Below are 13,660 nucleotides of genomic sequence, written 5' to 3'. Positions count from 1 at the left end.
GGTCCCTGCGCCGGGGCGTGGGCTCGGCGCTGGTCTTCCACGGCGGCGGCTTCACCGGCGACGGGGAGGAGCGGATCTCCGCCGCGGTGAAGGTGCGCCGCGAGACCGACGGCACGGTCACGCTCCTGGTCGGCAGCGTGGAGATGGGCCAGGGCGCCGAGACGGTGCTGCCGATGATCGCCGCCGAGGCCCTGGATCTGCCCCTCGAACGCATCAACTACCATCAGCCCGACACGAGCGTGGTGGCCGACAGCGGTCCCACCGTGGCGTCCCGCACGACCATGGTCGTCGGCAGGATCCTGGTGCAGGCCTGCCGCAGCCTGGTGGCGTCGGAAGCCGGCGGCGCGTCGGCGCCCTGCGAGGCGTCTGCCCGCTACGAGCCCGATCCCGGCATGGTCTGGGACCAGACGCGCCATCACGGTGACGCTTACCAGGGCTACGCCTGGGGCGCGGCGGTGATCGAGGTGGAGGTGGATGTCGACACCATGGAGATCCATCCCCTGCACTGCACGGCGGTGGTGGAGATCGGCCGGGCCATCAATCCGGTGCTCTGCGTGGGGCAGGTGGAGGGCGGCGTGCTCCAGGGCATCGCCTGGGGTTCGCTGGAGGAGGTCAAGACCGACGGCGGCCGCTACCTCAACGACCGCATGTCCACCTACATCATCCCCACCTGCCTGGACGCCCCGGACTTCAAGGTGGAGCTGGCGGAACAGCCGTGCGGACGCGGCGCGTACGGCGCCAAGGGGCTGGGCGAGCTGCCCATGAACGTCGGCGCGCCGGCCCTGCTCTCGGCCGTCGACGACGCCCTCGGCTTCTCGGGAGACGAGATCCCGCTGACGCCCGAGAGACTGCTCCGCAACCGGCCGGAGGCGTCCTCGTGAAGATCGTGCTGACGGTCAACGGCGAACGGCGCGCGCTGGACGTGCAGCCGTTGCGGCGCCTGCTCGACGTCCTGCGCGAGGATCTCGGCCTGACCGGCACCAAGGAGGGTTGCGGCGAGGGCGAATGCGGGGCCTGCGCCGTGCAGGTGGACGGCCGGCTGCTGAACGCCTGCCAGATGCCCGTCTACCAGGCCCACGGCCGGCGCGTCGTCACCGTGGAAGGTCTCGGCGATCCCGCTGCGCCGGACCCGGTGCAGGAGGCCTTCGTCACCGAGGGCGCGGTGCAATGCGGCTTCTGCACGCCGGGGCTGGTGATGGCCTCGCGGGCGCTGCTGGACGAGAACCCGGCGCCGACCGACCACGAGATCCGCACCGCCCTGGCCGGCAATCTCTGCCGCTGCACCGGCTACGGGCGGGTGGTCGAAGCCGTCAAGCGCGCCGCCCTGCAGGCCGACGAGACGGACGCGGTCCCCCCCGGCGAGGAATCCGTCGCGCCCCCCGCGCCCTCGCCCGGGGACGCGGCCGTCGTCCACCTGCCCGCCAGCCTGGACGCGGCGCTCGCGGTCCTGGCCGAATCGGCCGACGAGGTGACCGTGGTGGCGGGCGCCACCGATCTCTCCGTGCTGATGCACCTCGGGCTGTCGCGGCCGCGTGTCGTGCTCGACGTCTCGCGCCTGCCCGAACTGCGCGGCATCGAGCTCGCGGACGATCGCGTCGTGATCGGTGCGGCGGTCACCTATACAGAGCTGATGCGCTCCCCGCTGATCGGCGGGGAGCTGCCCGCGCTCGCCGAGGCGGCGCGCCTGGTGGGCGCCCCCGCCGTGCAGAACGCCGGCACCCTGGGCGGCAACCTCGTCAACGCCTCGCCCGGCGCGGACGCCGTGCCGCCCCTGCTGGCCCTGGACGCCGTGGTGCGGGTCGCCTCGCGCGGCGGTGCCCGGGAGATCCCCGCCGACGCCTTCCATCTCGACTACCGGGTCTGCGACCTGGAACCGGACGAACTGGTGGTGTCGATCGCCGTCCCGGTGCCCCACGACAGGATGCGGCAGGCCTTCTACAAGGCCGGCACGCGCCGCGCCCAGTCCATCGCGCGGGTCAACCTGGCCTGTCGCGGACGGCTGGACAAGCGGAACAGGCTGCGGGACGTGCGCCTGGCCGCGGGCAGCGTGGCGCCCACCACGCTGCTGCTGCGCGAGACCATGGCCTGGCTGGAGGGACGTCAGCTCACCCCCCAGGGTCTGGCCGACACGGCCCGCGAGGCGGCGGCGCTGGCCGCGCGCGAGGTCTCGCCCATCGACGACGTGCGCTCCACCGTGGCGTACCGCCGGACCGTCACCGGCAACCTGGTCGCCCGCTTCCTCCGTACGTTCGCGCCCTGATCTCCCGCCCCGCACATGAAAAAACGCCCCGGCGGCAGCCGGGGCGTCCCTCGGGCGAGGGGGCGAGGCGGTGGGTCAGTGCCTGACCAGGGGCTCCGTCGCGCGCGCCAGGTCCACCCATTTGCGGACGGTGGCGGCGGTGGGCGTCACGCGCGTGAGCTTGCGTGCGGCGTTGATGGCTTCCAGGGCCGCGGCCAGGGTCTCGGCGTCGCGGGTGCGCAGCTCCATGACCGTGTCCACGCCGGCGGCTTCCAGCAACTCGGCGAACTGGGGGCCGATGCCGTTTATGCGCATGAGGTCCGCCAGGTTGGCCCACGCGAGGATCCTGTCGAGGCCGAGGCCCGAGGCCTCGGCGACATCCGCGCGGCCGACGGGATCGGCGCACAGGTCCAGCAGATCCTCCGTGGTGGCGATCCCGGCCGCCGCGAGCCTGCCGGCGTGGGCCGGGCCGATGCCCTCGATCCGTTCGATCTTGTAGGCCATGGCCGAATCCTGTTCGACTGGGTCGACCTTCTTCCGCGTCCTGTGGGACCCGTCCGGCGTGTTTCCGTCCTTAGACAGCGGTCCCCTGGCGCGAGTCACAAAAACAGTCACATAATAAATGAATTCTCGTTCAGCGCAGGTCGGCGACGGTTCCGGGGTTTGCGCCCCGGCCGGTTCGTGATATGGTCGGGCCGGTCATTATCGGGGTTGCCATGGATACCGCGAGGGAGGCGATCATGGTCGGGATATCGCGTAGACTGTTGCTGGGAGCCGTGTTGCTGGGGATTATGGCTGGCGCCGCCGGTCTCGCCGGCGCCGAGGACACACCGGGTATAAAATTCCGCATCATCGTGGGCGAGTTCGCGGACAAGTCCGAGCACCGCTGGTACCACGGGCCCGGCCCGGGCGCCGGCATGGCGGACATGCTGATCACCGCCCTGGTCAAGACCGGCAAGTTCCGCGTCTTCGAGCGCGCGGCGCTGGACGAGCTGCTGGCCGAGAAGCACCTGAGCATGTCGGACCTGGCCAATCCGGGTGTCGCGGCCCAGCAGAAGTTCGAGATCGGCGACATCCTGGTCAAGGCCACCATCACCGAGTTCGGCTACAAGGAGGGCAAGGTCGGCGGCGCGCTCAAGAAACTCGGCGGCAAGGCCGGCGTGGGCTCCTACACTGGGCGCGTGGCCGTGGACATGCGCCTGATCGACATCGGCAGCAGCGAGGTGATCTGGGCGGAGACGGTCACCAAGACCGAGACCTCCAAGTCGCTCCAGCTCGACACCAACAAGTTCTCCTTCGGCGACGTGGACAGGTTCGACGACCACGTGGTGGGCAAGGCGACCCGCAAGGTGATCAACGGCGTCGTCGACAAGCTCGAGGAAGAGACCCGCAACCGCCCCTGGCAGGGCGTGCTGATCACCGCCGACGCGTTCCTGTTCATCGACGGCGGCACCGAACTGGGCATCCGCCCGGGCATGAAGTTCGATGTGCTGCGGCAGGGCCAGGTCGTCAAGCACCCCAAGACCGGCAAGGTGCTCAAGGTGATGCACGAGACGATCGGCGTGGTCAGGGCCACCGAGGTGGAGGAGGGCGTGACGACGGTCGAGGCGGTCGAGGGGAGCGGGTTCGTGACGGGGGATGTGGTGAAGCTGCGCAAGTGACGGCGACTCTCTGCCCGGAATGATCGGATCGCGGGACGCCCTCATTCCGGGCAGGTTGCAGGTCTGGCTATGCGGGCTTCACCGCCACCCCGGATAATACGCATCCATCGTCTCCCCGCAGATCTCCGCGAACACCTCGCGCTCCCCGTCCGACCAGTGCCCGAAGGTCGACGCCTGCTTGCCGGTATTGGCCAGCGGGAAAGGCTTGTCCGTGGGCGCCAGATCCAGCGCCTCGACCAGCCCGGCCAGGGCCTCGGCCGACGCGGCCAGATCCTCCAGCCGCACCGTGATCTGCGCGACGCCGGCCATGTTGCGGTTTGTGTGGTCCCAGAAGCGGCAGCACTGCGCGAAGGGATCGCCGGGGAAGTCGGGCTTGATGGAGTTCCAGGGCGTGTCCTTCCGGTACCAGCCCCGGTTCAGCCCCGACTGCACGACGCGGCGCCCGTCGCGGATCAGGTGCACGACCCGGTCGGCCGCGATAAGTTCGGGGACCAGGGAGAAGTGCGGCGCCGCTTCGATGTGATGGACGAAGCCGGCGATGAACGCGCCGACGGCCGCACGGTCGCCGGCCGCCAGCAGCGGCAGGATGTGCTCCCAGAGCGTCTCGTGGCGGGCGGCGCAGTCGGCGCCGTCGCGGTAGCGCAGCCCGTCGAGGTAGCGCGCCAGCGAGACGGTGCCGCAGCGGCCGGATCCAGAGATCAGGGCGCGCAGTCGGCGCGGCGCCGGCGTGGCGCGCAGGATCTCCGGCCGGGCGATCAGCCGCTTGAGGGGATTGCCGTGGCGGATGTAGACGGCGCATTCGCGGTCGTCGGGCAGGCCCTCGATGTCCAGAACGTCGCCGTCGGCCGGGAAACGGCTGCGGGCCAGCAAGGTGCTCGACGGGTCGCGCACCTCCACCCTACGGTCGCGCTTCCAGCCTGTGTTCAGCTTGTAGAGGCGCAGCCGGCCCGGCCCGGCGATCAGGTCGTAGGCATCGGTCATGCCTGGTTCTCCGCCACCAGTCCGGGGTTCGCCCGATGCGGGGCGTCGCGGCGGCCGATGACCCGGGCGGGATGCCCGGCCAGGATCGCGAACGGCGGGTACTTCTTGCAGGCCACGACGCTGTGGGCCGAGACGACGCATCCCTCCGGCAGGACCACGCCGGGCATGACGAAGACGCCGGCGCCCAGCCAGCAATCGGCGCCGATCGACACCGGCGCGTAATCGAAACCCTGGTCGTTGATGGGACGCGTCACGTCGTCGAAGTGGTGGTTCACGGTCCAGATCCTCACACCGGGGCCCGTTATCACGCGATCGCCCAGGGAGAGGCCGCCGCTGGCCTGGAGGAAGTTGTCGACGCCGATCTCCACGTCGTCGCCGCAGCGGATGCGGTGGATGCCCCGGAAACGCACGCCATCGTGGATCTTGACGCCATGCCCGGACTCGGCGAAGTAGCGGGGTATGTGCCTGTTGCGCCAGGTGAAGCCGAGGCGCCCCGGCGTACGCATCCAGACGGAGTTGAGTATGTTGAACCGGCCGATCTCGTCGCGCCAGTCCCACCGCAATAATTTCAGCCACTCAAACATTACGATGTCTCCCCACGCCCCGCATCGCTGTTACTGGATCGATATGGACTTCAATTATACACGATCGGCGCGAAAATAACCACCAGCAGAGGGATATGGCCGCTTGGAGGCAGGGTACGGGTGCGGAGCCGCGCCGGTCTATCGTCGGCGATCTCCGGTATGTCGCCGCAGGGCCTTCTCCAGGGCGACGGCGGGCCCCCACTGCCCGCGCCGGCGCAGCCACGCCACGACTCGCCGGGGGTCGAAACCCCGGGCGAGGGAGAAGACCACGAAACCCACGGTCACCGCCCGGGCCGCCATCCAGAAGACGTCGCCCCAGGGCGCCCCGGCGGCGAGCACGATGGCAGCGATGATCAGCAGGGGGGTCCAGAAGACCGGACGGGCGAGATCGCGCAGGCCCAGCAGGGCGGCGCGCCGGCGCGTGACCGGTTCTCCGTTGCCCAGACCCTCCATGCGGCGCGCCATCAGCTCGCGGAACCGGCGCGGCAGGGTGCGGCGCCGGTAGACGTACAAACCCGTCGACATGGTGACCAGGCCCCAGGCGATGATCCAGACGGCGATGGCGGTCCAGATGCCGGGCGCCGACACGTCCCAGCGCGCGGTCAGCCAGCCGGTCACGGAATCGTAGGCGCGCAGGAGCTGGTCGCCGACGAGCAGGTATTGCAGCACGGCGCCCTGTGCGCCGGCCCAGACGCCCACGAGCCAGCCGCCCAGCGCCACGCCGAGGAGGTTCCAGCCCAGGGCCGTCGTGGCGCCGCCGAAGAGCAGTCCCTGGATGGTGATCGCCAGCATGGGCCGCAGGCGGTTGCCCGCCGGCGAGACGGCCTTCAGCCCGGCGGCGATGAAGGGCACCCACACCACGCGTTGTCGCCGGCCCATGCCGGCTCCCGCGGCGACCATGACCGCCGTCTGCAGGCTGGAGAGCACGAGACCCCGGCCGGGCACCTTGATGCCGTGCAGCGCCGAGCCCAGGCCGACCTCCACGCCGCCGGCCCCGGCGCCCCAGCCGCCGATGCGCAGCCAGTCGCGGTGCTCGCGGCAGGCGGCGCGCAGTGTCTCCCAGGCGTCGGGGTTCTCGGCGTCGATGATCACGTCGAAATCGCGCCCCAGCCGGGTGGAGATCTCCTCGACCAGGCCGGCGCGCACGGCCGCCACGACCACCTCCGGGTCCGCCGCCGCGAGGTCCGGCCACGCGCCCAGGTGGCCGCCGCCGCCGGCCTCGAGTTGGCCGAACTCGTCCAGCACGACCAGCGGCGAGGCCGGGCGCGTATGCAGTTCCCGGGCCCAGGCGCGGACATCCGCCAGCGCGATCTCGTTGAAGGCGTAGGACGGGATGCCGGTGGGTGTGCGCTGGGCGAAGGGCACGACGCGGCCGTCGGCGACCCACTCCAGGTCGTAGCGGTCGGCGCCCACGTGGGGATTGCCGCGGCCGCCGGCGCGCGCCAGGAAACCGTCGGCCGGGAGTCCCTGGGCGCGGGACCACTCGACCAGGGTGGCCAGGAGCGTCGTTTTCCCGGCGCCGGGCGGGCCGGTGACGGCGATCAGCAGCATGGCTACTCGTATTCCTTGGGTACCGTGCAGATGAAGACGAAGGGCTCGGCGCCCGAGTTGCGGAACTGGTGCAGCTCGCCGGGAGGGACGAAGGCGAAGTCGCCCGTCGCCAGCTCCCGGGGCGCGCCGTCGGGATCGACGAGCTCGCCCCGTCCCGCGATCACGTAGTTCAGGTGCTCCGAGGCGTGCGCGTGACGCGGCGTGAAGCCGCCGGGCTCCAGGGTGAAGACGCGCACCGAATAGGCCGGCACGCCGTCGGCGTCCCCCAGGACGAGCTGCTTCGCGGCGCCCCGGACTCCCTCCATGTCCACGTCCTCCGTGGCTACCTCTGCGAGCTTGCGGATGATCATGACTCTGTCTCCGTCGGGTTTCTCGGCGTTGATGGGTCCCGCTCAAGCTAGCACCGCGGCGGCGCGGTGTCACCTGCCGCGCACGGACGATCCGCCGGGCCGTTTCCGGGAGCCGGTTCCGGAAGACCGTCGGGATTTCCCGAGCAGGAGCCGCCAAGCGGCGCTGCGGGCTCATCGCGTCAGACCGCGTGAAGTTGCCGGTCCGGAGAACCCGCCGCCGCCGGATAGGGCGGCGGCTCCTGCGTGTTCCTGTCGGGGGTGCTGCGGGGTGTCTGCCGACTGGGTTGTCCTGGGGTGAACTGTACGGACTCGTCGCCGCGGAGGCAACAGCGCCGGCTTCTGGGCGCCATGCAACCTTTCCGGCGCGGTCTGCGTCCTTGATCACCGTGAACGTCATCGATCCGCTATTTATCCGGAGGGGCACCCCCATGACCCGCAAACGCATCCTGATCCCGCTGACCGTGCTGATCGTCCTGGCCGTGGCCGCCGTCGCCCTCTGGCGGGCCGGCGTACTGCCGTTCGGGAAGGACGCGCCCGACGCCCAGGCCGCGGCAGCCGATTCCGCGGACGTCGAAACGGCCGACGCCGAGAAGGACAAGGAGGAGGAGACCGTGGCGGTGCCGGTGGAACTGGCGCAGGTGTCGCGCCGGGCCATCGCCGCCTACTACAAGGCGGCGTCGGTTATGCAGGCGGACCGTCTCGTGGACCTGGTGGCCAAGACCCGGGGACGCGTGCAGGTGCTCGATGTGGAGGAAGGCGACTGGGTCGAGAAGGGGCGGATCCTCGCCGAGCTGGATAACGACCGCGAGAAGGTCCAGCTGCGCCAGGCCGAGCTCAAGCTGGAGGACGAGCGGCGCCGGCTCGAGCGCACCCGGTCCATGATGGAGGAGGGCCTGATCAGCGACCAGGAATTCGACGTGGTGCGCTCGGCCTTCGAGCTGGCAGAGACCAACCGCGACCTGGCCCGCATCACCCTGGAGGAGACCCGCGTCCGCGCGCCCTTCGCGGGTCAGGTGACCGACCGCAAGATCGTCCTCGGACAGCAGGTCAACGCCGCCGCGGCGCTGTTCACGCTCGCGGACTTCTCGCCCATGCGCGTCAAGGTGTACCTGCCCGAGGAGATCGCCCTGAGGGTGTCGCCGGGGCAGCGCGTGCTGATCACTCCCGACGCGGTGGGCCGCGACCTGGAGGCCCGCGTGGAGAGGGTGGCGCCCGTGGTCGATCCAGCCACCAGCACGGTGCGCCTGACCCTGTTGCTCGAGGACGGCGCCGACATGGTGCGCGCCGGCGGCTTCGTGAAGGTGCGCATCACCACCGACACCCACAACGACGCCCTGTCGATCCCCAAGCTGGCCCTGGTCGAGGAGGGGGGGCTGCGCAGCGTCTTCATCGCCGAAGCCGACACCGTCCGCAAGGTGGAGATCAACGCCGGTCTCTACGACGAGCGGTACGTGGAGATCCTCGACGGCGTCGAGGAGGGGACGTTCGTGGTGGTCGCGGGCCAGGGCGGCCTGCGGACCGGCTCGCATTTCGAGGCCCTGAACGCCGCCGTGGTCGGCTGGGCGTCGGCCATCGCGGCCGATACCCTGACCATCGCCGGCGAGGACACCCAGCTCGCGCAGTCCGCCACCCAGTAGCCGGGGAGATCGTCCGTGAGAGCCATCCGCTTCGCCGTCACACATCCCGTCACCATCTGGATGGCCACCCTCGCCGCGGTGGTCTTCGGCATGGTCGCCCTGGGCCGGCTCGACATGCGCCTGCTGCCAGAGATCCGCTACCCCAGTCTCACGCTGCAGACGGAGATTCCCAACACCACGCCCGTGGACGTGGAGAACCTGGTGACCCGCCCGCTGGAGGAGGCCGTCGGCGTGGTGCCGGGGCTGCGCCGGGTCCATTCCATCAGCCAGGCCGGCCTGTCCCAGATCACCCTGGAGTTCGACTGGGGCACCGACATGGACTACGCGGCCCTCGACGTGCGCGAGAAGATCGACATGGTCCAGCCGCCCGACGACGCCCTGCCCTCCCTGCTCCTGAAGTACGACCCGTCCCTCGATCCGGTGCTGCGCATCGGCCTGTGGGGCGATATGCCGCAGGTGAGGCTGCGCAACATCGCCGAGGACGTGCTCAAGCGCGAGATCGAATCGCTGCAGGGCGTCGCGGCGGCCAAGGTGGCCGGCGGGCTCGAGGAGGAGATCCAGGTGCAGGTGGACGAGGCGCGGCTCTCCGCCCTCGGCATCCCCATCGCCACGGTCAACCGGGCGCTGGCCCAGGAGAACGTGAACGCGTCCGGCGGGCGCCTGCGCGACCGCAACGCCGAGTACATAGTGCGCACCCTGAGCCGCTTCGAGAACCTGGAAGACATCGGCGAGGTCACCGTGAGCGTGATCGACGGGCAGCCCGTGAAGCTGCGCGACGTGGCGACCATCAGGCGCACCCATCGCGAGCGCACGACCATCACCCACGTGGACGGCCGCGAGAGCGTGGAGATCGCCGTCTACAAGGAAGGCGACCAGAACATCGTGGAGATGGCCGCCCGCGTGCGCCGCCACCTGCAGCGGACGCGCGAGCAGCTCCCCGCCGGGGTGCATGTCGAGGTGCTCTTCGACCAGTCGGTCTTCATCGACAAGGCCATCTCGGAGGTGCGCAACAACGCGCTGCTGGGCGGCCTGCTGGCCGTGCTCGTGCTCTTCGTCTTCCTGCGCGACTTCCGCAGCACGATGATCATCGGCGTGTCGATCCCCATCTCCATCATCGCCACCTTCATCCTGATGCACACCCGGGGCGTCTCGTTGAACGTGATGTCGCTGGGCGGCCTGGCGCTGGGCGTCGGCATGCTGGTCGACAACTCCATCGTGGTGCTCGAGGCCATCCACCGCAAGCGGGAGGACGCCGATCGCGCCGCCGCGGGCGGGATCGCCGACGCCAGGACCCGGGCCGACCAGACCATCACGGGCGCCGGCGAGGTGGCTTCCGCCGTGATCGCCTCGACGCTCACCACGGTGGCGGTCTTCGTGCCCATCGTCTTCGTGGTGATCGGCGTGGCCGGACAGATCTTCCGCGACCAGGCGCTGACGGTCACCTTCTCCCTCTTCGTGTCCCTGGTGGTGGCGCTGACCTTCACGCCCATGGCGACGGCCTGGGGCGCGCGGGACGAACGTGCGGGCGGCTCCGGCCCCGCGGGCGAGAAGCTCGCCTTCCGCCGGCGTCTCTTCGCCTGGACCCGTTTCGCCGGCGAACGCCGCAATTTCCGGTGGTACCTCCGCGTGGTCCTGCTGGGCGTGGTGCTGTTCTTGCCCGTGCTCTGCGTGACCCTGGTGAACCGGCTGGGCAGGATCCTGGGAAGGGTGGCCGGCTGGGCCATGACGCCGCTGACGGCCGGTTTCGGCGTCCTGTGGCCGCGGCTGGCGCACGGCTACTCCCGGCTGCTCGCCGGCGCGTTGTTGCGGCGCGGGCTCGTGCTGGCGCTGGTGGTGCTGCTGGCCGCCGCCGCGGTGCTGCTGTTTCCGACCCTCGGCAGCGAGCTGATACCGCCCCTGGCCCAGGGCGAGTTCACGCTGGCCCTGGAGCTGCCCGAGGGCACGCCGTTGAGCCGCACGAACGCCAGGGTGGCAGCCATCGAGCGGGAACTGGCGACCGTGGACGGCATCGTGCTCACGGCCTCCGACGTCGGCGTCAGCCGCGAGGGCGACACCAGCGCGCAACGCCGCAAGGAGAACCGGGCCGAGATCCACGTCAAGCTGGACCTGGCCACCGGCGAACGCGAACAGCAGGTACTCGAGGGCGTCCGCGCCGTGCTCGCCCGCTATCCCGACGTCACGCAGAAGCTGCGCCGCCAGTCGCTGTTCAGCTTCAACGCGCCCGTGGAGGTGGACGTCTACGGCTACAACCTCGACGACCTGCAGGAGACCGCGTCGCGCGTCGCCGCCGAGATGGTCATGATCGACGGCCTGCGCGACGTGCGCCCGGGCATGGTCCCCGGTTCGCCGGAGGTCCGCGTCTCCTTCGACCGGGACAAGCTCAACCGCTACGGGCTCACCCTGTCGGACGTCTCGGAGACGGTGCGCGGCAAGGTGCGCGGCACCGTCGCCAGCCGCATCCGCGAGAGGGAGCGTCACATCGACATCCGCGTGCTGAACGAGGACGAGCAGCGCAACACGCTGCAGGCGGTGCAGGACCTGATCATAGCCGAGCGCGCCGGCATTCCGATCACCCTCTCCTCGGTGGCGGCGACCAGCGTCGAGCGCGGTCCGTCCGAGATCCACCGTCTCGGGCGCAAGCGGGTGGCCATCGTGACGGCCAACCTCGCCGGCCGCGACCTGGGCTCGGTGTCGCGGGAGATCGAGAGCCGCCTGCGCATCCTCTCGTTGCCGGCGAACATCTCCGTGTCCCTGGGCGGCCAGAACGAGGAGATGCAGAAGTCCTTCCGCTCGCTGCAGATGGCCATCCTGCTGGCGGTGTTCCTGGTCTACCTGGTGATGGCGGCGCAGTTCGAGAGCTTCGTGCATCCGGTCATCATCATGTTCACCGTACCCCTGGCCCTGATCGGCGCCGTCTACGGCCTCAAGGCTACCGGCACGGCGTTGAGCGTGATCACGGTGATCGGCGCGATCATGCTGGCGGGCATCGTGGTCAACAACGGCATCGTGCTGGTGGACCGCATCAACAAGCTGCGCCGCCGGCTGGGTCTCTACGAATCGGTGCTGCAGGCGGGACAGGAGCGCTTGCGGCCCATCGTCATGACCACCGCGACCACGGTGCTGGGCCTGCTGCCCATGGCCCTGGGCCTGGGCGAGGGCGCGGAGCTGCGGGCGCCGCTGGCGGTGACGGTGATCTCGGGCCTGCTGCTCGCGACGCTGCTGACCCTGGTGGTCGTGCCGGTCGTCTACACGCTGATCACGCCGGGCGCGGAAGCGCCTGCCGGCGTGCGGCGCCGGGCGGTAGCGGGCGTCCGTCTGACCGGGAGCACGGTGCGGGGGGAGTCCTGACATGTGGCTCACCCGCGTCTCGCTGCGGCGTCCGGTCACCCTGGCCATGGTCCTGCTCACCATGGTGGTGCTCGGCGCGGTCTCGGTCTGGAAGATGCCGCTCGACTTCCTGCCGCGGGTGGAGTTCCCCTTCATCGGCGTGATCGTGCCCTACCCCAACGGCATCCCCAGCCAGGTGGAGAAGGAGATCGTGCTGCCCATCGAGGAGGTCCTGGCCACCCTGGGCGGGGTGCGCGAGCTCAGCAGCTATTCCGACGCGGACCAGGCCTTCGTGGGCGTGGAATTCGACTGGGGCCGGGACGTCAACCTGCTGCGCATGGAGGTCAAGGAGAAGATCGACCAGATCCGCGCCGATCTGCCCGGGGACGTGCGCGACATCCTGCTGCTCACCTTCGACACCAACGACATACCGATCATCGAGGGGCGCATCGCCGCCAAGGGACGCGATCTGTCGGAGAGCTGGGACCTGCTGGACCAGAAGATCATCGCGCCGCTGCAGCGCATCCCGGGGGTGGGCCGCGTCAACATCGACGGCGTGCTGCCGACCCAGGCCTCGATCTACCTGGATTTCGACAAGATCCTCGAGCACAACGTGGACGTGAGCAACCTCTTCCGCATCCTCGGCGCCGCCAACGTGGAGCTCACGATCGGCACCGTCACGGACGAGGGCCTGCGCTACGACGTGCGCACGGTCAGCGGCCTGAGCAGCATCGACGACCTGCGCGAACTCGCCATCGACACCCGCGGCCTGCGGCTGCAGGACGTCGCCGACGTGGTCTACGGCGCGCCGGCCCTGAGCTACGGCCGTCGGCTCAACGGCGAGCCGGCCGTCGCCTTCTGGATCCAGAAGGCTTCGGGCTACAACACTGTCGAGGTCTGCCGCGCCATCGAGGACGAGCTGGCGCGGATCAACCTCGACCCCTCCCTGCAGGGCATCAGCAGCTTCTCCTTCTTCAACCAGGCGGAGCAGATCACCAATTCGCTGAAGAGCCTGTTGCAGGGCGGGCTTCTCGGGTCGCTGCTGGCGGTGGTCGTGCTCTACCTGTTCCTGCGGCGTTTGAGCATGACCGCGGTCGTGTCGGTGGCCATACCGCTTTCGCTGATGGGCACCGCGGTCTTCCTCTACCTCTCGGGCCGCTCGCTCAACATCCTGACCATGATGGGCCTGATGCTGGGCGTGGGCATGCTCGTCGACAACGCCGTAGTGGTGCTCGAATCGATCCACCGGCGGCAGCGCACCGGGGCCGGGCCCCTGTCCGCCGCCGTGCGCGGCACGAAGGAGGTGGGCCGCGCGGTGGTGGCCTCGACG

11 protein-coding genes are annotated in these 13,660 nt (G+C 70.1%); 6 read left to right on the top strand and 5 right to left on the bottom strand.

Annotated elements, in window-relative coordinates; genetic code table 11:
• Together KJ554_05810 and KJ554_05805 are read left to right on the top strand one after the other, a co-directional pair.
• Positions 1-881 (top strand): molybdopterin-dependent oxidoreductase (locus KJ554_05810; protein MBU0741854.1); only part of this gene is annotated, 881 nt, incomplete at its 5' end.
• Positions 878-2,260 (top strand): FAD binding domain-containing protein, encoded by a 1,383-nt coding sequence (locus tag KJ554_05805; protein MBU0741853.1) that lies wholly within the window; start codon positions 878-880, stop codon positions 2,258-2,260. The genes KJ554_05810 and KJ554_05805, both read left to right, overlap by 4 nt.
• A 75-nt stretch (positions 2,261-2,335) precedes the next feature.
• Here the strand turns inward: KJ554_05805 and KJ554_05800 are convergent, their stop codons facing one another.
• The gene (locus KJ554_05800) at positions 2,336-2,743 is read right to left on the bottom strand and encodes a DUF4332 domain-containing protein (GenBank protein ID MBU0741852.1); all 408 of its coding nucleotides are present in this window, start codon (positions 2,741-2,743) and stop codon (positions 2,336-2,338) included.
• Between the two features lie 236 nt (positions 2,744-2,979).
• Between KJ554_05800 and KJ554_05795 the strand changes: the two genes are divergently transcribed.
• Positions 2,980-3,900, top strand: a complete 921-nt coding sequence (locus tag KJ554_05795) for a CsgG/HfaB family protein (protein ID MBU0741851.1) — start codon at positions 2,980-2,982, stop codon at positions 3,898-3,900.
• Positions 3,901-3,978: 78 nt separating this feature from the next.
• On the opposite strand, the gene KJ554_05790 is transcribed toward KJ554_05795, so the two are convergent.
• The 4 genes from KJ554_05790 to KJ554_05775 all read right to left on the bottom strand — a co-directional run bounded on the left by KJ554_05790 (position 3,979) and on the right by KJ554_05775 (position 7,366).
• On the bottom strand, positions 3,979-4,881 hold the full coding sequence (locus KJ554_05790; protein ID MBU0741850.1) for a hypothetical protein: 903 nt from the start codon (positions 4,879-4,881) through the stop codon (positions 3,979-3,981).
• Positions 4,878-5,465, bottom strand: coding sequence for an acyltransferase (locus tag KJ554_05785; GenBank protein ID MBU0741849.1), 588 nt, complete (start codon positions 5,463-5,465; stop codon positions 4,878-4,880). Before KJ554_05785 ends, KJ554_05790 begins: the two co-directional genes overlap by 4 nt.
• Before the next feature lie 138 nt (positions 5,466-5,603).
• Entirely contained in the window at positions 5,604-7,016 is a 1,413-nt protein-coding gene (locus tag KJ554_05780) for a DUF2478 domain-containing protein (protein MBU0741848.1), read from the bottom strand.
• Positions 7,017-7,018: 2 nt separating this feature from the next.
• A complete protein-coding gene (locus KJ554_05775; protein MBU0741847.1) occupies positions 7,019-7,366 on the bottom strand; it encodes a cupin domain-containing protein in 348 nt (115 codons plus the stop codon).
• Positions 7,367-7,794: 428 nt separating this feature from the next.
• On the opposite strand from KJ554_05775, the gene KJ554_05770 reads away from it, so the two are divergent.
• The 3 genes from KJ554_05770 to KJ554_05760 all read left to right on the top strand — a co-directional run.
• Entirely contained in the window at positions 7,795-9,003 is a 1,209-nt protein-coding gene (locus KJ554_05770) for an efflux RND transporter periplasmic adaptor subunit (GenBank protein ID MBU0741846.1), read from the top strand.
• 15 nt (positions 9,004-9,018) lie between these two features.
• Positions 9,019-12,351, top strand: coding sequence for an efflux RND transporter permease subunit (locus tag KJ554_05765; GenBank protein ID MBU0741845.1), 3,333 nt, complete (start codon positions 9,019-9,021; stop codon positions 12,349-12,351).
• Position 12,352: 1 nt separating this feature from the next.
• Positions 12,353-13,660, top strand: a 1,308-nt coding sequence (locus KJ554_05760; GenBank protein MBU0741844.1) for an efflux RND transporter permease subunit, incomplete at its 3' end; no start/stop codon positions are given.

The organism is bacterium, assembly GCA_018814885.1.
GTDB lineage: Bacteria > Krumholzibacteriota > Krumholzibacteriia > LZORAL124-64-63 > LZORAL124-64-63 > JAHIYU01.
Note: the sequence above shows the minus strand (reverse complement) of the source record. Positions and strands in the feature narration are given on the sequence as shown.

Coding starts and splice junctions, on each gene's coding strand:
- KJ554_05770 (MBU0741846.1), top strand. CDS start 7,795: ATGACCCGCAAACGCATCCTGATCCCGCTGACCGTGCTGATCGTCCTG.
- KJ554_05775 (MBU0741847.1), bottom strand. CDS start 7,366: ATGATCATCCGCAAGCTCGCAGAGGTAGCCACGGAGGACGTGGACATG.
- KJ554_05790 (MBU0741850.1), bottom strand. CDS start 4,881: ATGACCGATGCCTACGACCTGATCGCCGGGCCGGGCCGGCTGCGCCTC.
- KJ554_05800 (MBU0741852.1), bottom strand. CDS start 2,743: ATGGCCTACAAGATCGAACGGATCGAGGGCATCGGCCCGGCCCACGCC.
- KJ554_05795 (MBU0741851.1), top strand. CDS start 2,980: ATGGTCGGGATATCGCGTAGACTGTTGCTGGGAGCCGTGTTGCTGGGG.
- KJ554_05780 (MBU0741848.1), bottom strand. CDS start 7,016: ATGCTGCTGATCGCCGTCACCGGCCCGCCCGGCGCCGGGAAAACGACG.
- KJ554_05785 (MBU0741849.1), bottom strand. CDS start 5,465: ATGTTTGAGTGGCTGAAATTATTGCGGTGGGACTGGCGCGACGAGATC.